This is a genomic window from Enterobacter sp. BRE11, from assembly GCF_031844285.1.
Taxonomy (GTDB): Bacteria; Pseudomonadota; Gammaproteobacteria; order Enterobacterales; family Enterobacteriaceae; genus Pantoea.
The window spans coordinates 115028-136719 of sequence record NZ_JAUZUX010000008.1 but is presented as its reverse complement, the minus strand read 5'-3'; the positions used below and the strand labels follow the sequence as shown (position 1 = coordinate 136719).

Here is a 21692-nt window from a genome sequence, read left to right as displayed (position 1 = left end):
AAAAGGTGAAACTTACGCTTTACGCTGCTCAGCGCGTGCGACCGGTTTTTCTGTTTTGCTGCTGGCCAGTACGGCGCCAGGCAGGTGGCGGCCAATCAGCGCGCGATAGCCGAAGGCACCCAGACAGGCTCCCACTAACGGGCCAAAGATCGGTACCAGGAAGTAGGGGATATCTTTACCGCCCGTAAAGGCCACGTTACCCCAACCCGCAAAGAAGGCGAACAGCTTGGGTCCGAAATCACGCGCCGGGTTCAGGGCGAAGCCGGTCAGCGGGCCCATCGCGCCGCCGATAACGGCAACCAGCAGGCCGATCAACAGCGGTGCCAGCGGACCACGCGGTACGCCGTTGCCATCGTCAGTCAGCGCCATAATCACCGCCATCAGTACCGCCGTGATCACCATTTCAACCAGGAACGCCTGTCCTACGCTGATATGCGGGTTAGGGTAGGTTGAGAAGACGCCGGCCAGATCCAGGCTTTGCACCGTGCCGCGCACCATCTGGTGGCTTTGTTCGTAATCGAAAAACAGATTGTAATAAAGGCCGTAAACCAGCGCGGCAGCGCAGAATGCGCCAGCCACCTGCGCCAGAATATAGGGCACCACCTTACGGCCTTCAAAGTTGGCGAACAGACAGAGCGCCACCGTGACAGCAGGGTTAAGATGGGCGCCAGATACGCCAGCGGTAAGGTAAACGGCCATGGAGACGGCGAGTCCCCAGATAATACAGATTTCCCATTGCCCGAAGGCGGCGCCGGCCACTTTCAGCGCGGCCACGCAGCCTGCGCCAAAGAAGATGATCAAGCCGGTACCGATGAATTCGGCGATGCACTGCCCTTTCAGTGTGTTCGATGTCTGACTCATAATGGTATTCCTGAAGCGAGGTTAAATTTTATCAGTTTTTGTTCTCAATCCATGAGTCACCCAGCTCTCTTGTAGGGCTGGTGTAAATTTATCGTTAACGAGCATAAACGAGAAATAGCGAAATCTAAATCTGTGTGCTGAGTCAAAAAAATGCGCGTTTTCGCGCCTTTTTGCTTTCATAGAACCTCATTTCCACTTTTTAGCCGCCGCGTTTTTCGCGGCGACCGCGCGCAGCGGCGAGTGGCCAGGTATAAGCCGAAAAGTGTTACAGACTGCGCCCGCAGTGCCCGCGTCGCTGGACTTGCGCTATCAGGCTACATACAATCGGAAACATTGTTGCTGGCCTGGCTGATACAGGGCGTCATGCGCTAAGGCTGGCATCATCAACGCCCTGCGAGAATTTAGGAGAGGTCAGAAAGATGTCATTTGAAGTATTCGAGAAACTGGAAGCGAAAGTACAGCAGGCGATTGATACCATCACCCTGCTGCAGATGGAAATCGAAGAGCTGAAAGAGCAGAACAACGTGCTGAAAAACGAAGCGCAGCAGGCGGCGGGCAATCATGACTCGCTGGTGCGCGAAAACCAGCAGCTAAAGGAAGAGCAGCATCTGTGGCAGGATCGTCTGCGTGCGCTGCTGGGAAAAATGGAAGAGGTGTAAGCGCCTCATAAAAATGAAAAACGGGAGCGCGTCGCTCCCGTTTTCGTTTTCGGCGTTATTCGATATCGAGCGGATCTTCAGAGAGAATAATGCCGGTATTGTCGGCGTAGAGATGGTCGCCGGAAAAGAAGGTGACGCCGCCGAAGTTCACGCGCACATCGCTCTCGCCAATGCCTTCGCCCGCCGCGCCCGCCGGCACCGCGGCAATCGCCTGAATGCCGATCTCCAGCTCCTCCAGGTCATCGACCTGACGTACAGAGCCGTAAACCACTAAGCCTTCCCATTCGCTTTCCACCGCCAGACGCGCCAGCTGCGCATCCACCAGCGCGCGACGCACCGAACCGCCGCCGTCAATCACCAGCACGCGGCCCCGTCCGTTCTCTTCCAGCAGATCGTAGAGCAGGCCGTTGTCTTCGAAACATTTCACTGTGGTTATCAGACCACCAAATGAGGTGCGGCCACCGAAGTTTGAAAAAAGCGGTTCAACAACGTTCACTTCTTCATGGTAGATGTCGCAGAGTTCAGAGGTATCGTATTTCATGATGGGTTCATCTGTTTGCCACAGGAGCGGTAAGTATACCGCCAGTTGCGGATTGTTGGCAAAATCATCAGCGGAAAAAAAAGTTTCTGCATCAGCAGCATGCATAAAAAAAAGCCCGGCTCAGTGGCCGGGCTTTGCGCAAGCGCATAGAAAAACGGAATTACAGGATAAAGCGGCTGAGATCTTCGTCCGCCACCAGCTCATCCAGATGCTTGCTGACATACTCCGCGTCAATGGTGACGGAATCGCCGTGGCGATCGCTGGCGTCATAGGAGATATCTTCCATCAGACGCTCCAGCACGGTATGCAGGCGACGCGCGCCGATATTCTCGGTGGTTTCATTAACCTGCCATGCCGCTTCAGCGATGCGGCGAATACCGTCCTCGGTGAACTCGACGTTAACCCCTTCGGTGCCCATCAGCGCTTTATACTGTACGGTCACAGAGGCGTTCGGCTCGGTGAGAATGCGCTCGAAATCGTTCACGGTCAGCGCCTGCAGCTCGACACGGATCGGCAGACGGCCCTGCAGTTCCGGGATCAGATCCGACGGGCTGGCGACCTGGAACGCGCCTGAGGCGATAAACAGAATGTGATCGGTTTTCACCATGCCGTGCTTGGTTGACACGGTGCAGCCTTCTACCAGCGGCAGCAGATCGCGCTGTACGCCTTCGCGCGACACGTCCGGTCCGGACGACTGGCCGCGCTTACAGATTTTATCGATCTCGTCGATAAACACGATGCCGTGCTGCTCTACCGCTTCGATCGCATCCTGCTTCAGCTCTTCCGGATTGACCAGCTTGGCCGCTTCTTCTTCAATCAGCAGCTTCATCGCGTCTTTGATTTTCAGCTTGCGCGGCTTCTGCTTCTGGCCGCCCAGATTCTGAAACATCGACTGAAGCTGGTTGGTCATCTCTTCCATGCCTGGAGGCGCCATGATTTCGACGCCAGCCGGCGCGGCCGCCAGATCAATCTCAATCTCTTTATCGTCCAGCTGGCCTTCGCGCAGCTTCTTGCGGAACGACTGACGCGCGGCGGAAGGCTCGCTGCTCTGCTCCGGCTGACCCCAGTTGTTTTTGGCGGGCGGGATCAGCACGTCGAGGATGCGCTCTTCCGCCATCTCTTCGGCACGGTATTTGTTCTTTTCGATCGCCTGGCTGCGCACCATTTTTACGGCGGCGTCGGTCAGGTCGCGAATAATGGAGTCGACTTCTTTACCGACGTAGCCCACCTCGGTGAATTTGGTCGCTTCCACCTTAATAAACGGCGCGTTGGCGAGTTTCGCCAGGCGACGGGCGATTTCGGTTTTACCGACGCCGGTCGGGCCGATCATCAGAATGTTTTTCGGCGTCACCTCGTGGCGCAGCTCTTCGTCGAGCTGCATACGACGCCAGCGGTTACGCAGCGCAATGGCGACAGCTTTCTTTGCGCCGTCCTGGCCAATGATAAAGCGATTCAGTTCGCTGACGATTTCGCGGGGAGTCATCTCAGACATCTTTAATCCTTACGCCCTGGACGGCAGTTCTTCGAAGTTGACATTGTGGTTGGTGTAGATGCAGATGTCGCCTGCGATATCTAAGGATTTCGCGACGATGTCATGCGCGCCCAGCTCGGTATTCTCCAGCAGCGCACGCGCCGCCGCCTGAGCGAAGGGGCCACCGGAACCAATGGCGATAAGATCGTTTTCAGGCTGGATAACGTCGCCGTTGCCGCTAATGATCAGCGAGGCATTTTCATCGGCGACCGCCAGCAGCGCTTCAAGACGGCGCAGCATACGGTCGGTGCGCCAGTCTTTCGCCAGCTCAACGGCGGCTTTCACCAGGTGGCCCTGATGCATTTCCAGTTTACGTTCGAAGAGTTCAAAGAGCGTGAAGGCATCTGCAGTACCGCCAGCGAAACCGGCAATTACCTTATCGTTGTAAAGACGACGCACTTTTTTTACGTTGCCTTTCATCACGGTATTGCCGAGTGTTGCCTGGCCATCACCGCCGATAACGACTCGTCCGTTGCGTCGTACGCTTACTATTGTTGTCACGGGCAGACCCCTTGTTGCAGTAGAAAAAAAGCGCCGCGCGGCAAGGCGCGGCGCATCATGCAACCAGATATGGGGCGGCTTTGGCGGGTTTCAACCCCCGACGGCGAGCGGAATACAGTTTGAATGGCCGTTGCCGCGCAGCCGCTTCAGGGTGCTGTCGGCGGCGCTGCGATCCTTAAATGGACCTATCACCACGCGATTCCAGCCGCCGCCGGTGGTAGTGCGGCTTTCGAAACCTTCGAACGCCAGACCGGCGCGCACCGATTCCGCCTGGTCGGCGCCTTTGAACGAGCCGCACTGCACCATCCAGCGCTGCGAAGAGGCTGGTTTTTCCGCCGTTTTCTTCGCCGTCTCCTGCGCAGGTTCGCGCGTAACGGGCGCGGGCTGCGGCGTCTGAGTCTGGCGCGGCTGCGGCGCAGGACGCGTGCTCGGCTGCTGCTGATGCGTGGTTTGCGTCTGACGCGCAGGCTGGCTCGGCTGCGTAGTCTGCTGACGCGCTGGCGCACTTTGCGTTGCCTGCTGCTGACGCGACTGCATCTGAAGCTGCTGCTGGCGCTGCAGGGTCTGCTGACGCTGCGCCGGCGTCTGTTCGTTCCACGGCACTTCATTCAGCTGCGTTGGCGACTGACGCATATCCGCCTGCATCTGTTCAAGCAGCTGGCGCTGTTCATCGGTAAGCTGGGTGTGCGACTGTACCTCGCCCCCCGCCGACGGTTCGGTCGGCGTCGGCACCGTGACCTGACGGTTCTCCAGCTCTTTAATATATTTCCAGCGCTCTTCAGGCTTCGGCGGCAGGCCGTTGCCGTTGGCTTTATGATCCGGGATCACCGGCACATCTTCTTTTTTATGATGCGCGAGGAACCATAAACCACCGGCAAAGGTTACCAGCACCGCGACGGCCAGCCCTATCATCAGTTTGGAAACACCTGAACCGCCTTTGCTTTTCTTTCCACGGCTGGTGCTGCTTTTTTTGCGACGCGTCCCTGTTGAACGCCCGCGGCCTACGTAATCTCTCTGTGCCACTCTCGTTCTGATACCCTTCAAAAAATCGTGCCAACGGGGCGAAAACGCCTGAAAAGACCGCCCGGCAAGGAGTCCGCCATGTTACTTAAGGGTTAGAACTTTGACCAGCAGTGTTCGCCTTAAGAATCTACTGAAAATACCCTAAAAGAGGGGCTATTTCTCGCGCTTCTTCTCTGGTGCCGTGCTGCCGCGCACGGTGAGTTCGGCGTCCAGCAGACGCGAGCCATTATTCACGCGCTTGCCCTGCAGCTCATCCAGCAGAAGAAGCATCGCTTCGCGCCCAATCTGATAGCGCGGCTGTGTCACGGTAGTGAGCGGCGGCTCGCAGTAGCGTGAGAGCTCGATGTCATCGAAGCCGACAATGGAGAGATCCTGCGGTATGCGCAGGCCGAGGCGTTTAGCCTGATTCATCGCGCCGAGCGCCAGCATATCGCTGTGACAGAAGAGCGCGCGCGGCGGCTGCGGCAGCGCCATCAGCTGTTTCAACGCCTGCGCGCCCGCTTCGAAGCTAAAGTCGCCGCGCACGATATAGGTGGGATCGACGGTAAGATTGCTGCGGCGTAGCGCCTGAATATAGCCCTGGGTGCGGTACTGGCACAGCGGCATCGCTTCCGGCCCGGCGATGCAGGCGATCTGGCGATGGCCCAGCTGCAGCAGATGGTTGACCGCCTCGAAAGCGGCCGTCAGGTTGTCGATATGCACGGTAGGCAGCGCCATCTCCGGGGCGAACTCGTTCGCCATCACCATCGGCGGCAGATTGCGCTGCTCCTCGTGAACAGGGTCGAACGGGATCTGCGAGCCGAGGAGCACCATACCGTCAATCTGGCGCGTCAGCAGCAGATCGAGAAACGTCTTCTCCTGCTGATTCTGGTGGGCGCAGTCGCCAATCAGCACCAGATAGCCTTCCTGCGCCGCCGTCACTTCGACGCCGCGTATAATTTCGCTAAAGAAGGGATCGCAGATATCGGGAACAATCACCAGGATGGTCTGGGTGTCGCCGCGGCGGGCGTTGCGCGTCAGGCCGTGGGACGCATAGCCGACGGCGATCACCGCCTGTTCAACTTTTTGCCGCGTCGCCGCCGACACTTTTTCAGGATTCATCAGCGCGCGTGAGACGGTGGCGGTCGAAACGCCGGCCTTTTCAGCCACATCTTTCATAGTGGCGGGCGCTTGAGGGTTCTGCTCCAACACTCTACTCCTGACGCATTCAAAGGATAGTTGTGGCTGAAAAAAGCCACGCCGCGCACATTGTTAACGATTGCGCGGCCGGGTTGTTACTTAATTTGCATAAAAATTGTGACTTGTGCGACTTTTTTCGATCTGGCTCGCAGGCTCAGCTTTCGGTGGGGTCGATATCAAGCGTCCATTTGACTTTGCGCGCGGCGGGCAGGGTCGCGATCAGCGGCAGCGAGCCGTCAAGCAGCTGCTGCAGCCGCTTACGCGAGGCGTGCTGCACTAGCAGCTGCCAGCGCCAGCGTCCGCCGCGCTTTGGCTGCAGCGCCGGCACCGGGCCCATAAGCCACATAGCGCTATCCTTCAGCGGGCTGGCGTCGAGCAGATTGCGCAGCTGCTGTAGGAATTCGGCGGCCTGCTGGTTGTCGTGATCCTCGGCGCGAAACAGCGCGTGGCTGGTCCAGGGCGGCAGCATAACCGACTGGCGCTCCAGCAGCGTCTGCTGAGCGAAAGCGAAATAGCCCTGGTGCAGCAGCGTCTGCAGCAGCGGATGTTCCGGATGGTGGGTCTGCAACAGCACTTCGCCCTGTTTGCCGGCGCGGCCAGCGCGGCCTGCCACCTGCGTGTAAAGCTGTGCGAAGCGCTCGGCGGCGCGGAAGTCGGCGGAAAAAAGCGCGCCGTCGACGTCCAGCAGCGACACCAGCGTGACGTCCGGGAAGTGGTGGCCTTTCGCCAGCATCTGCGTGCCGACCAGAATGCGCACGCCGCCGCGATGGACGTCGGCCAGATGCTGCTCTAGCGCGCCTTTGCGGCTGGTGGTGTCGCGGTCGATGCGCGATATCGGCACGCCGGGGAAGAGGGTGCCGAGCTGCTGCTCCAGCTGCTCCGTGCCGACGCCGACCGGCAGCAGATGCGTTGAGCCGCACTGCGGGCACTGATTGGGCAGCGGTCGCTGGCTGTCGCAGTGGTGGCAGCGCAGCTGGCGCTGCTGCTGGTGCAGGGTATAGTAACGTTCGCAGCGCTGACACTCCGCAATCCAGCCGCAGTCATGGCAGAGCAGCGCGGGCGAATAGCCGCGGCGGTTGAGAAACAGCAGCACCTGATTATCCGCCTGAAGATGCTGGCGCATTTTGCCGATCAGCGCGGGTGCCAGCCCGCCGATAAGCTGCTGGCCTTTGAGGTCCACCAGCTGCTGCAGGGCTGGCTTCGCATTCCCGGCGCGCTTCGTCAGGTCGAGCTGGCGATATTTGCCGCTGCGCACGTTGTGCAGCGTCTCCAGCGCGGGCGTCGCCGAGCCCATCACGATCGGGATATTCTCTTCGCGCGCGCGGAATACCGCCAGGTCGCGCGCCTGATAGCGCCAGCCTTCCTGCTGTTTATAAGAGCTGTCGTGCTCTTCGTCGATAATAATCACGCCCGGACGCGCCAGCGGCGTAAACAGCGCCGACCGCGTGCCAATGATAATGGCGTTTTCGCCCTGGCGCGCGCGCAGCCAGACGGCCAGTCGCTCGCTGTCGTTGAGCGCAGAGTGCAGCACGTCAACCGGCGCGTCGAAGCGCTCGCGGAAGCGGGCGATGGTCTGCGGCGTCAGGCCGATCTCCGGCACCAGCACCAGCGCCTGCTTGCCGCGCGCCAGCACATTTTCCAGCACGCTAAGATAGACTTCGGTCTTGCCGGAGCCGGTGATGCCAGCCAGCAGCCAGGCAGCGTAGTGCTCATCTTCGCTGCGAATAGCGCCGACCGCCATCGCCTGATCGGTATTGAGCCGCAGGCGCTCGCCTTTGACGGCGTAGCGCGTGCGCCAGTCCAGCCGCTGCGGCTGGTGTTCGCGCAGGTCGCACAAACCTTTCGCGCGCAGCGCCTGAAAGGCGGTTTCGGTAAGATCCTGCTCGGCGACCTGATGGCGATAGAGCGGCTGATGACGCAACGCCGCCAGCGCCTGCTGCTGTTTCGGCGCGCGCTTCAGGCTCTCTGGCGCGGTCGCCTGGCCCTGTTCGGTGATAATCCATTGCCACAGCGGCGCGTCCTGCGCCGGTTTGCCCTGGCGCAGCAGCACCGGCAGCGCGTGGCTCAGCACCTCGCCCACGGGCGAGTGGTAGTAGCCCGCCGCCCAGTTGAGCAGTCGCCATAGCGAAGAGGGATAGAGTGACTCGTTGTCCAGCACGTCGGCGACGCGCTTGAGCTGCGCCTCCGGCAGATCGCTCTGGTCGCGAAAACTCACCACGACGCCGACCATTTTCCGGTTGCCGAACGGCACGCTGACGCGCCCGCCCAGTACCGGCTGCGCGCCGTGCGGCGGCAGATAGTCAAACAGACGGGGGAGCGGAACGGGCAGGGCAACCTGAACGACGGGCATGGCGATCTCTTTCCGGTTCAACGATTCATAGCGGGACGCCTAGTGTACACGCTGGCGCGACCAGCGGGTATCTTGCAGAAGATTTGCCAAAAGCGGTTATTTTCTGTATAGTATGCCGCCTTTGGTGAGAAAGGTCTCGCCAGAGCCTAAACATTAATGTTCAACCGCGTGTGGTGCTGTGCAGGTTTTAGCCTGGCACGGAGAGCGACACGGCCTTTTATGAGGTTCTCCCATGAAACAAGGTATTCACCCGAAATACGAAGCTGTGACCATCACCTGCACCTGCGGTAACGTGATTCACACTCGCTCTACTATGGCTCACGACATGAACCTGGACGTCTGCGGTAAATGTCACCCGTTCTATACTGGTAAGCAGCGTGAAGTTGCCACCGGTGGCCGCGTTGACCGCTTCAACAAGCGTTTCAGCGTACCGGGCGCTAAAAAATAAGTTTTCTGAGCGGAATGATTCGCGCCTGGCGCAGGGTCATTCCGCTCTGCTATACCCTCTCCGCACAACCTCTCTGACTCTCTTCTTTGCATAATACCCGCTAACTACCTGCACGCGCAGCGCACGCTGACACACTGGCTTTATCTGGCAGCAGACTTGCCCAAACTGTTTGATCGTTTTTTATCTTTCTGGCCATTCAACATTGGCGAATCGTGCCGGGTCAGTACCAGAGAGAAGTATTAAAAAGGCCAGGTCTAAGCATCAGCAGAAGAAAACTATGGCAGCAGAGTCTCAAACGATAATCTGCTGCCAGCGGCAGGCACAGCTATCAATATTCCCAGGTGTCGGGGTCGACGCCTTTTTCGCGCATGATTTTTTTTGCTTCTTCCGGAATCTCATCGCTGCGTTCTTTACGCAGATCGACATCGTCCGGCAGCGGCTGGCCGGTGAAGGCATGCAGAAAGGCTTCACACAGCAACTCGCTGTTTGTGGCATGACGCAGGTTGTTCACCTGACGACGAGTGCGCTCATCCGTTAAAATTTTCAGCACGCTCAGCGGAATAGAAACAGTGATCTTTTTGACCTGCTCACTCTTCTTACCGTGTTCAGCGTAGGGGCTGATATATTCGCCGTTCCATTCAGCCATGGGTTACCTTAATCAAAAGTTGAAAGTGGGAAATCCGTGGATTATGCCCGATTTTACCGTGCCTGACCTCTTGAACTGCGGGGTTTCTTCATCCTGGCCGCGAAAGCAGACGCAAAATGCAGGCAATGAGGCGTGATTTTAGCGGGTTATAGCATTCTGCTCAATCTATACGCAAAGACATTTAGATGTCCAGATGTATTGACGTCTAATTATGGGGTGTTATCCTGATGCCTCTTTATTACTCTCTTCAGGAACAAAAAGCACCATGACGCGTAAACAGGCAACCATCGCAGTCCGCAGCGGTTTGAATGATGACGAGCAATATGGCTGCGTTGTCCCGCCGATTCACCTCTCCAGCACCTATAACTTCCTCGATTTTAACGAACCGCGCGCGCACGACTATTCGCGCCGCGGCAACCCGACGCGCGACGTGGTGCAGCGCGCGCTGGCGGAGCTGGAGGGCGGGGCGGGCGCGGTGCTGACGAATACCGGCATGTCGGCGATCCATCTGGTGACGACGGTGTTCCTGAAGCCGGGCGATCTGCTTGTTGCCCCGCACGACTGCTATGGCGGCAGCTATCGCCTGTTCGACAGCATGGCGAAGCGCGGCGCTTACCGCGTGAAGTTCGTCGATCAAGGCGATCGCGCGGCGCTGGATGCGGCGCTGGCGGAAAAACCGAAGCTGGTGCTGGTGGAAAGCCCGAGCAATCCGCTGCTGCGCGTGGTGGATATCGCCGCCATCTGCGCGGCGGCGCGCGGCGCTGGTGCCGTCAGCGTGGTTGACAATACCTTCCTTAGCCCGGCGCTGCAAAATCCGCTGGCGCTGGGTGCAGACCTGGTGATCCACTCCTGCACCAAATATCTCAATGGCCACTCTGACGTGGTGGCGGGCGCGGTGATTGCCAAAGATCCTGCGCAGGTGACTGAGCTGGCATGGTGGGCGAATAATATCGGCGTCACCGGCGCCGCTTTCGACAGCTACCTGCTTCTGCGCGGCCTGCGCACGCTGGCGCCGCGTATGGCGGCGGCGCAGCGTAACGCGCTGGCGATTGTGAGCTATCTGCAACAGCAGCCGCTGGTGAAAAAGCTGTATCATCCTTCGCTGCCGGAAAACGCCGGGCACGAATACGCGGCGCGTCAACAGCGCGGTTTTGGCGCGATGCTGAGTTTCGAGCTGGACGGCGACGAAGCCTTGCTGCGCCGTTTTCTCAAGGCGCTGCAGCTGTTTACGCTGGCGGAATCGCTCGGCGGCGTAGAAAGCCTGATTTCCCACACGGCAACCATGACGCACGCCGGCATGTCGGCGGAAGCGCGCGCGGCGGCGGGCATTTCCGAGACGCTGCTGCGCGTCTCGGTGGGCATTGAGGATCATGAAGATTTAATTGCCGATCTGGACAATGCGTTCCGGACGGCATCCGAGGGTTAAAAATGACGATTTCAGCCGGCGCGGCAACGCCGAATAGTAAGCAGTTGCATAAATTTGGCGGCAGCAGCCTGGCGGATGCGCGCTGTTACCAGCGCGTCGCCAGCATCATGGCGGATTACAGCCAGCCGGGCGATCTCATGGTGGTATCGGCGGCAGGCTCGACGACCAACCAGTTAATTAGCTGGCTAAAGCTCAGCCAGAGCGATCGCCTGGCCGCGCATCAGGTGCAACAGGCTTTACGGCGTTATCACAGTGAACTGATCGCCGGACTGCTGCCGGCTGAATATGCCGAGCCGCTGATAGCGAGTTTTATTCGCGATCTGGAAAAGCTCGCCGCGCTGCTCGACGGCGCCATCAGCGACGCGGTCTACGCCGAAGTGGTCGGCCACGGCGAAGTGTGGTCGGCGCGGCTGATGGCGGCGGTGCTGAGCCAGCGCGAGATTGACGCCTGCTGGCTCGACGCGCGTGACTTCCTGCGGGCGGAGCGCGCCGCGCAGCCGCAGGTCGATGAAGGCAAATCCTGGCCGCTGCTGCAAACGCTGCTGGCGCAGCATCCGCACCAGCGTATCGTGGTAACTGGCTTTATTAGCCGCAACGACGCGGGCGAAACCGTGCTGCTGGGGCGCAACGGCTCCGACTACTCCGCCACGCAGATCGGCGCGCTGGCAGGCGTCGGCCGCGTCACTATCTGGAGCGACGTCGCGGGCGTCTACAGCGCCGATCCGCGCAAAGTCTCCGACGCCTGTCTGCTGCCGCTGCTGCGCCTCGACGAAGCCAGCGAGCTGGCGCGCCTCGCCGCGCCGGTGCTGCATACGCGCACGCTGCAGCCGGTTTCCGGCAGCGATATCGATCTGCAACTGCGCTGCAGCTATCAGCCGGAGCAGGGCTCAACGCGCATCGAGCGCGTGCTGGCGTCCGGTACAGGCGCACGCATCGTCACCAGCCATGACGATGTCTGCCTGATTGAGGTTCAGGTGCCGGATCGGCACGATTTCGCGGCGCTGCATAAAGAGGTCGAGCTTCACCTCAACCGGGCGCAGCTGCGCCCGCTGGCGACCGGCGTACATCCGGATCGCCAGCTGCTGCAGCTCTGCTATACCGCCGAAGTGGTCAACAGCGTGTTTAAGCTGCTGCAGGATGCGGGCCTGCCTGCTCATCTGCAGCTGCGCGAAGGGCTGGCGCTGGTGGCGCTGGTCGGCGCGGGCGTTACGCGCAACCCGCTGCACAGCCACCGTTTCTGGCAGGAGATTCAGGACCAGCCGGTCGAATTCGTCTGGCAGTCGGAAGATCACATCAGCCTGGTGGCGGTGCTGCGCGTCGGCCCGACGCAGTCGCTGGTGCAGGGGCTGCATCAGTCGCTGTTTCGCGCCGAAAAGCGCATTGGCCTGATGCTGTTCGGCAAAGGCAATATCGGCTCGCGCTGGCTGGAGCTGTTCGCGCGCGAGCAGGAAGCGCTGTCGGCGCGCACCGGCTTTGAATATGTGCTGGCGGGCGTGGCGGACAGTCGGCGCAGCCTGCTGAGCTATGAAGGGCTTGACGCCAGCCGGGCGCTCGCCTTCTTTGATGACGAGGCCGAGGAGCGCGACGAAGAGTCGCTGTTCCTGTGGATGCGCGCGCATCCGTTCGACGATCTGGTGGTGCTTGACGTTACCGCCAGCACGCCGCTGGCGCAGCAGTATCTCGATTTCGCCAGCCACGGCTTCCACGTTATTAGCGCGAATAAGGTTGCCGGGGCATCCGACAGCCAGACATGGCGGCAGATCCGCGACGCCTTTACCAAGACCGGACGACACTGGCTCTATAACGCCACGGTCGGTGCCGGTTTGCCGATTAACTATACGGTGCGCGATCTGCGCGACAGCGGCGACACTATTTTGGCCATCAGCGGCATCTTCTCCGGCACGCTCTCCTGGCTGTTCCTGCAGTTTGACGGCACGGTGCCTTTTACCGAGCTGGTAGACCAGGCGTGGCAGCAGGGCCTGACCGAACCGGATCCGCGCGTCGATCTGTCGGGTCAGGATGTGAAGCGCAAGCTGGTGATCCTCGCACGCGAAGCGGGATACAACATCGAGCCTGACCAGGTGCGCGTCGAGTCGCTGGTGCCGACCGGCTGTGAGGCGGGCTCGATCGACGATTTCTTCGAACATGGCGACGCGCTTAACGAGCAGATGCTACAGCGGCTGGAAGCGGCGCAGGAGATGGGGCTGGTGCTGCGCTACGTGGCGCGCTTCGACGCCAGCGGCAAAGCGCGCGTTGGCGTCGAAGCGGTGCGTCCGGAGCATCCTCTGGCGTCATTGCTGCCGTGCGATAACGTCTTCGCGATTGAAAGCCGCTGGTATCGCGACAATCCGCTGGTGATCCGCGGCCCTGGCGCGGGGCGCGACGTTACCGCTGGCGCTATTCAGTCAGATATTCATCGGCTTGCACAACTGCTGTAACCGTTGGCGCGCCTGTCCCGGCGGCAGGCGCGCAACGCTGCTTTTTTCTCCGCATGACGTTCCCTCACTCTGTTTGAAAATTTGTCACGCCGCTTTATCACTTTTCAGTTGACGCCTGCCTGAGATTGGTTCATTTTGTGCATCTGGACGTCTAAACGTATGGATGTTCAGAGGCCGCAAATTAACCTGACGTTTTTGATGAGGTAAGCAGGATGAGTTTCTTTCATGCCAACCAGCGAGAAGCGCTGAATCAGAGCCTGGCGGAGCTGAACGGGCAAATTAATGTCTCATTCGAGTTTTTTCCGCCTCGCACCAGCGAAATGGAAGAGACCCTGTGGCACTCAATCGATCGTCTCAGCAGCCTGAAGCCGAAATTCGTCTCTGTGACCTATGGCGCTAACTCTGGCGAGCGCGATCGCACCCACAGCATTATTAAAGGCATTAAAGATCGCACCGGCCTCGAAGCTGCACCGCACCTCACCTGCATTGACGCCACGCGCGACGAGCTGCGCGTGATTGCGGAAGATTACTGGAACAACGGCATTCGCCACATTGTAGCGCTGCGCGGCGATCTGCCAGCGAACAGCGGCAAACCCGATATGTACGCCTGCGATCTGGTGTCGCTGCTGAAAGAGGTCGGGGATTTTGATATCTCCGTGGCTGCCTACCCGGAAGTGCATCCCGAAGCGAAAAGCGCGCAGGCGGATCTCATCAACCTGAAGCGTAAAATTGATGCGGGTGCCAGCCGGGCGATCACCCAGTTCTTTTTCGATGTCGAGAGCTACCTGCGCTTTCGCGATCGCTGCGTCGCCACCGGCATCGACGTCGAGATTGTGCCGGGCATTCTGCCGGTATCGAACTTTAAACAGCTGACGCGCTTCGCCACCATGACCAACGTGCGCGTGCCGGGCTGGATGAATGCGATGTTCGAGGGACTGGACGACGACCCGGAGACGCGCAAAATGGTCGGCGCCAATATCGCCATGGATATGGTGAAAATTCTGTCGCGCGAAGGGGTGAAGGATTTCCACTTCTATACGCTGAACCGTGCAGAAATGAGCTACGCCATTTGCCATACGCTGGGGGTACGGCCGGTTCTGGCCGCCTGAGTCGCGTGACGGGGCAGCGCTGCTGCCCCATGTGTCGTTAGAAGACTACCGCCTGACCATCCTTTCTGCTCTCTGTTGCCGCGATATAGAACCCCTGCGGGTCGCGAACGATCGCCTGCGCGCCGCCGAAGTTATAGCCCTGCAGCGGATCCTCCAGCGTCACCTGATGCCCCAGCCGACGCAGCGCCGCCAGCGTATTGCGCTCAAGCGAGGATTCAAACACTACCTGAGGCCCCTGCTCCACGCGCCAGCGCGGCGCGTCGATTGCCGCCTGTGGATTCTGTTTGTGCAGCATAATGCGCAGCGCCAACTGCAGGTGGCCCTGCGCCTGCATCGGCCCGCCCATGACGCCAAATGACATAAGCGGTGCGCCCTGCGCGTCGAGCGCGAAAGCCGGGATAATGGTATGGAAAGGGCGCTTGCCGCCCGCCACCACGTTGGGATGGGCGGGATCGAGCGAGAAGCCCGCGCCGCGGTTCTGCAAACTGATGCCAGTCCCAGGCACCACCACGCCGGAGCCAAAGCCCATAAAGTTCGACTGAATAAAAGAAACCATCATGCCGCTGGCATCGGCGGCGCTGAGGTAAACGGTGCCGCTCTGCTGCGGCGCGCCGAAGACGAAGTTGCCCGCGCGTTGAGGATCGATGAGCGCCGCGCGCTGGCGCAGATAGCGCTCGCTCAGCAGCCGCTGCGCCGGAAACTCAAGGTGATCCTCATCGCTGACATAACGTGCCAGATCCACCAGCGCCAGCTTCATCGCCTCAATTGAGAGGTGCAGCCAGGGAACGGAGTCGGGCGCGTAGCGGCCGATGTCGAGCTGCTCGAGAATGCCCAGCGCAATCAGCGTGGCGATCCCCTGGCCGTTGGGCGGCAACTCCTGTACCGATCCGCCGGCAAACGGCTGCGACAGCACGCTGACCCAGTTGGCGCGATGTCGGTCAAGATCCTCCAGCGTCAGCGCGGCATTATGCTGGCGGGCGAAGGCGACCATCTTTTGCGCCAGCTCGCCGCGGTAAAAACTCTCTCCGTTGCTCTCCGCGATCTCTTGCAGCGTGTCGGCCTGTGCTGGATTGCGAAACAGTTCGCCAGCGCGCGGCGGCCTGCCATCGGGCGCAAAGCACGCGCGAAAGCCCGGCTGATGCTGGAGCTTGTCGAAGCCGCGCTGCCAGAGTTCGGCGATCAGCGGCGAGACCGGAAAACCGTTGCGCGCATAGTCGATGGCAGGCTGCGCCAGCGTGGTCAGCGGCAGGGTGCCGAAGCGTTGTGCCAGCGTTACCCAGGCCGATACCGCCCCTGGCACCGTCACCGCTTCCCAGCCAATTTCCGGCATGCGGCTGCGGCCGATGAAGCGTCCTGGATGCCAGGCTGCCGGCGCACGGCCGGATGCGTTCAGCCCATGTAGCTGGCTACCGTCCCACACCATAGCGAAGGCGTCGCTGCCGATGCCGTTGCCGGTCGGCTCAAGCACCGTCAGCGCCATGGCGGTGGCGATGGCCGCATCCACCGCATTGCCGCCCTGCAGCAGCATACGCAGACCCGCCTGCGACGCCAGCGGTTGAGACGTGGCCACCGCGTTGCGGCCCATCACCGGCACGCGATGGGACGCGTAGCTGGCGTGAAAATCGAACTCAGATTGCATTTCCCGTTCCTTAGCAGAGTGCAGCTGCGCCATAACGATGCGCCGAGGTGGTGCAGTGTCTATCCTGTCGCAGGCCAGCGAAGAGGTGAAATAAGAAAAAATCACAGGTTTTGTATCCTGGCGCGATTTTTGCCTTATTTTTAAACAGAAAGGTTTACAGTAGCAGTGTAAACGGTGCGCATTTTTTGCAATTTTTGCGCTTTTTTTAAGCGCAGCGCGGCGGGTTTGCCTTTTGTGATCAAGGGCTTATTTTGCTTATAGCAAAAAGGACAGCGTTAGCTAAAAAAATAATCGATATTCACGCAGCAAATCGTCAGGTCTCTATCCATACTTAGAATCCCGGCGAGATAGCGCATTGCTCTGACAAACTTATCAGACAGTGGGCATCAGGCTGTGTCCCGTAGGGGTTTCACTAACGATAACCATAAACCCTTGCGGGATACAGCCTGCAAAGATCGGTGTGTGAACCATTTGGTTTTTACCTCTACTTTCACGTGATTCATAGTGAGTTTTAAGGAGTTCTCTATGGAAGTAAAAGATCCTGTTTTTGAATTGCTCAGCAGCCTTGAGCAGATTGTACTGACACGTGATGCAACACCTGCCACAACTGAAATTCAGCTTCAGCCCGCCATGCCAGAGCCGCAGCGCCTGCGTGAGTTAACCGGAATGAAAGTAGATGAATTTGCCAAAGTGATGGGCGTCAGCGTCTCCTCGGTAAAAAGCTGGGAAGCGCGCCGTACACGTCCTTCCGCGACGGCACAGAAACTGATGAAATTGCTGCATGCCAATCCCTACCTCGGACGGCAGTTACTGGACTAAAACCAGAAAAAAGAGAACCCGCCACCGGCGGGTTTTTTTTAGCTCAGCCCGCTATATTTCGCCGCCTGTTTAACGAACCAGCTTTCCGGCACGCTGTAGGGCGGCTGGCCGAGCTGCGCGATCCCCTGTTCGATTATGGCGCTGGCCTGCTGCCATAGCTGGGCGTCGCCCTGCTTCAGCAGCTGGATCTGAACGCGTTTCTCTACCAGATAGATACGGGCGAAGTGAGGATCAAAACGTACGATGGCGCGCGTGTTATCGATAATATCGGCCAGCTTGACGGTTTGCGCCTCGGGCGACGCCTCGGCGGTATGGCGAAAGTGCGCCAGCTTGCGCGCAGCGCGGTTTTTCGCCTGCGGCTGGGCGCTGTCGGTCAGCATCCCCACCAGCTGTGCGACACGCGCACCGAAATGCGATTCAATGTCGGCCAGCGTCGTGTCGGTATCCTCTACCGTATCGTGCAGCCAGGCGGTCGCCAGCAGGGCGTCATCTGTGCTGACGCTGCGCACCAGCTCTGCCACGGCGGTAGGATGAACGATGTAGGGCTCGTCAGTATATTTGCGTCGTTGACCGGCTTCAGCATGAGCGCGCGTTGCGTAGCGTCGCGCCTGCTCTTCCAGCGATTCCAGCATGCAAAAGCCCTCCCGGTTAAAAAGTTTCTTGCAATTATCTAGCGCACTATTTATATTGGACGCCATGAACAGTAACCAAAATGACAAAAAAGTGAAGACAGCGCCACTGTTGGTCAATCAACAGCTCTGCTTCGCGCTCTATTCCGCCAACCTGGCGATGAATAAAGTCTATCGACAGCTGCTGTCGCAGGTCGACCTCACCTATCCGCAATATCTGGTGATGCTGGTGCTGTGGGCGCAGGACGATCTTACCGTCTCTGAAATCGGCGAGCAGCTGTTTCTTGACTCCGCCACGCTGACCCCGCTGCTGAAGCGGCTGGAAAGCGCGGGACTGATTAACCGCCAGCGTTCGCGTCAGGATGAACGTCAGGTGGTGGTCACGCTGACGGAGCAGGGCCGCGAACTGCAAAGCCAGGCGAGCGCCATTCCAGAGGCGATTCAGTGCGCCACGGCCTGCGATGATAAGACGCTGCTGGCGCTGAAGAACGAGCTTGATTTACTGCGCGACAATCTTAACCGGTCGCGCTGAAGATTTAGCGGGCGCTCGCGCCCGTCAAAACACCTGCTACACTTTTATTAATCGCGTACGATTAAATCGTTTATAAAGAGAGGAAGTTATGTCTTTAGAGAAAGTTGTTTATACCGCAAAAGCCAAAGCAACCGGCGGCCGTGATGGTCGTGCAACCTCTTCTGACGGCGTGCTGGATGTGAAGCTGGGCGTGCCGAAAGAGATGGGCGGCGCCGGCGGCGAAGTCACCAACCCGGAGCAGCTGTTCGCTGCCGGCTATTCCGCCTGTTTCCTCGGCGCGATGAAGTTTGTAGCGGGCCGCGACAAAATCGCTATGCCGAAAGACGCATGGATTGAGGGCGAAGTCGGTATCGGTCCGATTCCGAACGGTTTCGGCATTGAGGCTAAACTGAATATTCACCTGCCGGAGATGGACGAAGCGGAAGCGCAGAAGCTGGTTGATGCCGCGCATATCGTTTGTCCGTACTCTAACGCCACGCGCAACAACATCGACGTGACGCTGAATATCATTCGCTAAGTTTTACGGGCCCGGCAGTGGGCCCGTTTTCGTTTTTCCCGCATTTCCCGGTGCCTGTTCGGTGCCGTCTTTTCTGGTCAGCCTGGTTATTTTATGTTCTACTGTGCAGCCTCGTGAAAGAGCCGTCCGATCCCGTTCAGATTCTTCCTGTTCGCCCGCCAATCGTCATGTCTCTGCGCTAATCAAGCGAACTCTTCCGCGTTGCGATAGTCACAATAGCGTTCAACTTCGTGCTTAAGTCCCGGGAAAACCCTTTAAGATGAATTATATTAAGACCATAACGCAGCAAAAGCTGTCGCTGCTGCTGGCGTTATACATCGGCATCCTGCTGAATTTGCCGATTTTTTACCGTCGTTTTGACGGCTTCCTTACCAAATCCACACCCACCAACTGGCTGACCGCTTTCACGGAAGTGATGGCGATCGTCGTGCTGACTTTTTTCCTGATGCGTCTGCTGTCGCTGGGCGGCAAGCGGCTCTATCGCGTTCTCGCGACGCTGCTGGTACTGATTTCCGTCGCCGCAGCCTACTATATGGCCTTTTTTAACGTGGTCATCGGCTATGGCATTGTCGCCTCGGTGATGACCACCGACGTCGACCTGTCGAAAGAGGTGGTCGGCCTGCATTTTGTGCTCTGGATGATCGGCGTCAGCGCGCTGCCGCTGCTGATGATCTGGCGTAATAATCTTAGCCAGACGCTGATGGAGCAGCTGCGCACGCCGGGACAGCGCCTTAAGCCTGCGCTGTTGCTGCTGCTGTGTGTGGCGCTGGTGTGGCTGCCGATCCGCTATTTCGATAAGCTGCAAAAGGCCAATGAAGAGATTACCAATATCGATCTGCCGAGCTACGGCGGCGTGGTGGCGCACTCTTATCTGCCGTCGAACTGGCTGGCAGCGGTAGGGCTGTTTGCCTGGACGCGCATCGATGAGACGCTGGACAGTCAGGAGCTGCTCGACCCGGCGAAGAAGTTTACCTATGTCGCGCCGCCGGGCATCGACGATACCTATGTGGTGTTCGTGATCGGCGAGACCACGCGCTGGGATCATATGGGCATGCTGGGCTACGATCGCGATACCACGCCGAAGCTCTCTAAAGAGAAGAATCTGGTGGCGTTCCGCGGCGAGTCGTGCGATACCGCTACCAAGCTGTCGCTGCGCTGTATGTTTGTGCGCGAAGGCGGCACCGAGGATAGCCCGGGACGCACGCTGAAAGAGAAGAATATTTTTGCCGTGATGAAGGAGCTGGGCTTTTCGTCTGAGCTGTTCGCCATGCAGAGCGAGGTCTGGTTTTACGATAATGCAGAGGTCAATAATTTCGCCTTCCGCGAGCAGATTGGCTCGGAGCCGCGCAACGCAGGCAAGTCGGTGGACGATATGCTGCTGGTGCCGGAGCTAAAGGCGTCGCTGGATCGCTATCCGCACGGCAAGCATCTGGTGGTGCTGCATACCAAAGGTTCGCACTATCTTTATTCGCAGCGCTATCCGCGCAGTTTCGCGCGCTATCAGCCGGAGTGTATGGGCGTCGATGAGACCTGCAGCAAGGCGCAGCTGATTAACGCCTACGATAATTCGATTCTCTACGTGGATAGCATGCTCGATAGCGTGCTTGATCAGCTGCGCGATAAGAAGGCGATTGTGTTTTATGCTGCCGACCACGGTGAGTCGATTAGCGAGAATATGCACCTGCACGGTACGCCGCGCGAGCTGGCACCGCCGGAGCAGTTCCGCGTGCCGATGATGGTGTGGGCGTCAGATAAGTATCTGGCCGACGCCAATAACCGCGCTAATTTCGAGCGTTTGCAGGCGCAGCAGCGCGTCGGGAAGACGCATCGCCACGTAGAGCTGTTCGATACGATTCTGGGCTGTCTGGGCTATACGTCGCCGAACGGCGGGATTAAAGCGGCGAATAACTGGTGTCAGGCGCCGGTTTCGTCGCACAGCGAGGCGCGGGATGTGACTGAGAAGCACCAGAATTTTGGCGGGCAGGCTGCTTTCCAGGCGAACGCGGCTAAACCACTAAAAAGCGGTTGACGCTGACAATCGGGCGCAGTAACATGCGCCCCCATCGGTGAGTGGCGCAGCCTGGTAGCGCACTTCGTTCGGGACGAAGGGGTCGGAGGTTCGAATCCTCTCTCACCGACCAGATTTAAGAAACCTGCTTGAAAAAGCAGGTTTTTTTTCGCCTGCAGAAAAACGATGCTGTAAGGCTCGTGCTTACGCGGATAGCATGGACGGATCGCAAAGTTGCTCAAGGCATCCATGCTCGCTCGGCCCGCAACAGCCCTGTCGCGGGACGCTTTGCTCCTCCGTCCATGCCATCCGCGTTTTAGCTAATGAACTGGCGGCGCTTCAGGCATATGGCATAAGAAACCTGCTTGAAAAAGCAGGTTTTTTTCACCTGCAGAAAAACGATGCTGTAAGGCTCGTGCTTACGCGGATAGCATGGACGGATCGCAAAGTCGCTCAAGGCATCCATGCGCGCTCGGCCCGCGACATCCCTGTCGCGGGACGCTTTGCTCCTCCGTCCATGCCATCCGTGTTTTAGCTAAGGGCTGGCTGCCTGACTGGCAGCGCTTCAGGCATGTGGCACAGGACGCTTTGCTCCTCCGTCCATGCCATCCGCGTTTAAGCCTGGGTGCGGCCTGTTTGAAAAATATATCGTATAAGACCTTTAGGGCAGCATGTTTGCGCCTGTTTTAATAAGATTTACTTCCTGCATGAATGCGCCGTCTAATAAAAACAGGCGCGATTGGAAGTGTCATTCGCATAAGTTTTTGTGAGGCGCCAGCCGCGCGTATCCAGCAATTTCCCCGGCTCTTTTTCCGATATAATATCGCCTGTGATTG

Annotated in this window: 18 protein-coding genes, 1 tRNA gene and 1 pseudogene; 10 read left to right on the top strand and 10 right to left on the bottom strand. The window is 58.9% G+C overall.

Going from position 1 to position 21692, the window contains the following annotated elements; translation table 11 throughout:
- Window positions 1-12: 12 nt before the first annotated feature.
- On the bottom strand, window positions 13-861 hold the full coding sequence (locus Q9R34_RS10310; protein WP_434126402.1) for an MIP/aquaporin family protein: 849 nt from the start codon (window positions 859-861) through the stop codon (window positions 13-15).
- Between the two features lie 419 nt (window positions 862-1280).
- On the opposite strand from Q9R34_RS10310, the gene zapB reads away from it, so the two are divergent.
- On the top strand, window positions 1281-1520 hold the full coding sequence (gene zapB, locus Q9R34_RS10305) for a cell division protein ZapB (protein ID WP_434126400.1): 240 nt from the start codon (window positions 1281-1283) through the stop codon (window positions 1518-1520).
- A gap of 55 nt (window positions 1521-1575) precedes the next feature.
- On the opposite strand, the gene rraA is transcribed toward zapB, so the two are convergent.
- From rraA to priA, 6 genes are all read right to left on the bottom strand, one after another.
- On the bottom strand, window positions 1576-2061 hold the full coding sequence (gene rraA / locus Q9R34_RS10300) for a ribonuclease E activity regulator RraA (RefSeq protein WP_485893440.1): 486 nt from the start codon (window positions 2059-2061) through the stop codon (window positions 1576-1578).
- 160 nt (window positions 2062-2221) lie between these two features.
- Window positions 2222-3553 carry an ATP-dependent protease ATPase subunit HslU gene (gene hslU, locus Q9R34_RS10295; protein WP_033754427.1) on the bottom strand — a complete coding sequence of 444 codons (1332 nt, stop codon included), beginning with the start codon at window positions 3551-3553 and terminating at the stop codon, window positions 2222-2224.
- 9 nt (window positions 3554-3562) lie between these two features.
- Window positions 3563-4093: an ATP-dependent protease subunit HslV gene (gene hslV, locus Q9R34_RS10290; RefSeq protein WP_071997483.1), complete on the bottom strand. Its 531-nt coding sequence runs from the start codon at window positions 4091-4093 to the stop codon at window positions 3563-3565.
- A 90-nt stretch (window positions 4094-4183) separates the two neighbouring features.
- Window positions 4184-5116, bottom strand: coding sequence for a cell division protein FtsN (ftsN, locus tag Q9R34_RS10285; protein ID WP_485893437.1), 933 nt, complete (start codon window positions 5114-5116; stop codon window positions 4184-4186).
- 153 nt (window positions 5117-5269) lie between these two features.
- Entirely contained in the window at window positions 5270-6304 is a 1035-nt protein-coding gene (cytR, locus tag Q9R34_RS10280; RefSeq protein ID WP_485893435.1) for a DNA-binding transcriptional regulator CytR, read from the bottom strand.
- A gap of 145 nt (window positions 6305-6449) precedes the next feature.
- Window positions 6450-8645, bottom strand: coding sequence for a primosomal protein N' (priA, locus tag Q9R34_RS10275; protein ID WP_485893433.1), 2196 nt, complete (start codon window positions 8643-8645; stop codon window positions 6450-6452).
- Window positions 8646-8877: 232 nt separating this feature from the next.
- On the opposite strand from priA, the gene rpmE reads away from it, so the two are divergent.
- Window positions 8878-9093, top strand: a complete 216-nt coding sequence (rpmE, locus tag Q9R34_RS10270; RefSeq protein ID WP_033754439.1) for a 50S ribosomal protein L31 — start codon at window positions 8878-8880, stop codon at window positions 9091-9093.
- A 328-nt stretch (window positions 9094-9421) separates the two neighbouring features.
- Here the strand turns inward: rpmE and metJ are convergent, their stop codons facing one another.
- Window positions 9422-9739 (bottom strand): met regulon transcriptional regulator MetJ, encoded by a 318-nt coding sequence (gene metJ / locus Q9R34_RS10265; protein WP_033754441.1) that lies wholly within the window; start codon window positions 9737-9739, stop codon window positions 9422-9424.
- A gap of 265 nt (window positions 9740-10004) precedes the next feature.
- Between metJ and metB the strand changes: the two genes are divergently transcribed.
- The 3 genes from metB (at window position 10005) to metF (ending at window position 14712) form a co-directional block, all read left to right on the top strand.
- Window positions 10005-11165 (top strand): cystathionine gamma-synthase, encoded by a 1161-nt coding sequence (gene metB, locus Q9R34_RS10260; RefSeq protein WP_434126395.1) that lies wholly within the window; start codon window positions 10005-10007, stop codon window positions 11163-11165.
- Window positions 11166-11167: 2 nt separating this feature from the next.
- The gene (locus tag Q9R34_RS10255; protein ID WP_485893431.1) at window positions 11168-13603 is read left to right on the top strand and encodes a bifunctional aspartate kinase/homoserine dehydrogenase II; all 2436 of its coding nucleotides are present in this window, start codon (window positions 11168-11170) and stop codon (window positions 13601-13603) included.
- 212 nt (window positions 13604-13815) lie between these two features.
- Entirely contained in the window at window positions 13816-14712 is an 897-nt protein-coding gene (metF, locus tag Q9R34_RS10250) for a methylenetetrahydrofolate reductase (protein ID WP_485893429.1), read from the top strand.
- Window positions 14713-14749: 37 nt separating this feature from the next.
- On the opposite strand, the gene Q9R34_RS10245 is transcribed toward metF, so the two are convergent.
- Window positions 14750-16351: a gamma-glutamyltransferase family protein gene (locus Q9R34_RS10245; RefSeq protein ID WP_485893427.1), complete on the bottom strand. Its 1602-nt coding sequence runs from the start codon at window positions 16349-16351 to the stop codon at window positions 14750-14752.
- Between the two features lie 525 nt (window positions 16352-16876).
- Between Q9R34_RS10245 and Q9R34_RS10240 the strand changes: the two genes are divergently transcribed.
- Window positions 16877-17170 (top strand): HTH-type transcriptional regulator, encoded by a 294-nt coding sequence (locus tag Q9R34_RS10240; RefSeq protein WP_033754453.1) that lies wholly within the window; start codon window positions 16877-16879, stop codon window positions 17168-17170.
- Between the two features lie 38 nt (window positions 17171-17208).
- On the opposite strand, the gene Q9R34_RS10235 is transcribed toward Q9R34_RS10240, so the two are convergent.
- On the bottom strand, window positions 17209-17802 hold the full coding sequence (locus Q9R34_RS10235) for an HD domain-containing protein (protein ID WP_485893425.1): 594 nt from the start codon (window positions 17800-17802) through the stop codon (window positions 17209-17211).
- A gap of 64 nt (window positions 17803-17866) precedes the next feature.
- Here Q9R34_RS10235 and Q9R34_RS10230 point away from each other — a divergent pair, with 64 nt between their 5' ends.
- From Q9R34_RS10230 to Q9R34_RS10215, 4 genes and pseudogenes are all read left to right on the top strand, one after another.
- Entirely contained in the window at window positions 17867-18331 is a 465-nt protein-coding gene (locus tag Q9R34_RS10230; protein WP_485893423.1) for a MarR family winged helix-turn-helix transcriptional regulator, read from the top strand.
- Between the two features lie 88 nt (window positions 18332-18419).
- Window positions 18420-18848: an organic hydroperoxide resistance protein gene (locus tag Q9R34_RS10225; protein WP_033754461.1), complete on the top strand. Its 429-nt coding sequence runs from the start codon at window positions 18420-18422 to the stop codon at window positions 18846-18848.
- A 259-nt stretch (window positions 18849-19107) separates the two neighbouring features.
- Window positions 19108-20793 (top strand): annotated as a pseudogene (gene eptB / locus Q9R34_RS10220) (kdo(2)-lipid A phosphoethanolamine 7''-transferase); the annotation flags it as partial.
- A gap of 119 nt (window positions 20794-20912) precedes the next feature.
- Window positions 20913-20989 (top strand) — tRNA-Pro (locus Q9R34_RS10215).
- Window positions 20990-21692 lie beyond the last annotated feature (703 nt).

Excerpts from the sequence above, each read along its gene's own strand:
- Q9R34_RS10310 (WP_434126402.1), bottom strand. The coding sequence starts at position 861 with ATGAGTCAGACATCGAACACACTGAAAGGGCAGTGCATCGCCGAATTC.
- zapB (WP_434126400.1), top strand. The coding sequence starts at position 1,281 with ATGTCATTTGAAGTATTCGAGAAACTGGAAGCGAAAGTACAGCAGGCG.
- rraA (WP_485893440.1), bottom strand. The coding sequence starts at position 2,061 with ATGAAATACGATACCTCTGAACTCTGCGACATCTACCATGAAGAAGTG.
- hslU (WP_033754427.1), bottom strand. The coding sequence starts at position 3,553 with ATGTCTGAGATGACTCCCCGCGAAATCGTCAGCGAACTGAATCGCTTT.
- priA (WP_485893433.1), bottom strand. The coding sequence starts at position 8,645 with ATGCCCGTCGTTCAGGTTGCCCTGCCCGTTCCGCTCCCCCGTCTGTTT.
- rpmE (WP_033754439.1), top strand. The coding sequence starts at position 8,878 with ATGAAACAAGGTATTCACCCGAAATACGAAGCTGTGACCATCACCTGC.
- metJ (WP_033754441.1), bottom strand. The coding sequence starts at position 9,739 with ATGGCTGAATGGAACGGCGAATATATCAGCCCCTACGCTGAACACGGT.
- metB (WP_434126395.1), top strand. The coding sequence starts at position 10,005 with ATGACGCGTAAACAGGCAACCATCGCAGTCCGCAGCGGTTTGAATGAT.
- Q9R34_RS10255 (WP_485893431.1), top strand. The coding sequence starts at position 11,168 with ATGACGATTTCAGCCGGCGCGGCAACGCCGAATAGTAAGCAGTTGCAT.
- metF (WP_485893429.1), top strand. The coding sequence starts at position 13,816 with ATGAGTTTCTTTCATGCCAACCAGCGAGAAGCGCTGAATCAGAGCCTG.
- Q9R34_RS10245 (WP_485893427.1), bottom strand. The coding sequence starts at position 16,351 with ATGCAATCTGAGTTCGATTTTCACGCCAGCTACGCGTCCCATCGCGTG.
- Q9R34_RS10240 (WP_033754453.1), top strand. The coding sequence starts at position 16,877 with ATGGAAGTAAAAGATCCTGTTTTTGAATTGCTCAGCAGCCTTGAGCAG.
- Q9R34_RS10235 (WP_485893425.1), bottom strand. The coding sequence starts at position 17,802 with ATGCTGGAATCGCTGGAAGAGCAGGCGCGACGCTACGCAACGCGCGCT.
- Q9R34_RS10230 (WP_485893423.1), top strand. The coding sequence starts at position 17,867 with ATGAACAGTAACCAAAATGACAAAAAAGTGAAGACAGCGCCACTGTTG.
- Q9R34_RS10225 (WP_033754461.1), top strand. The coding sequence starts at position 18,420 with ATGTCTTTAGAGAAAGTTGTTTATACCGCAAAAGCCAAAGCAACCGGC.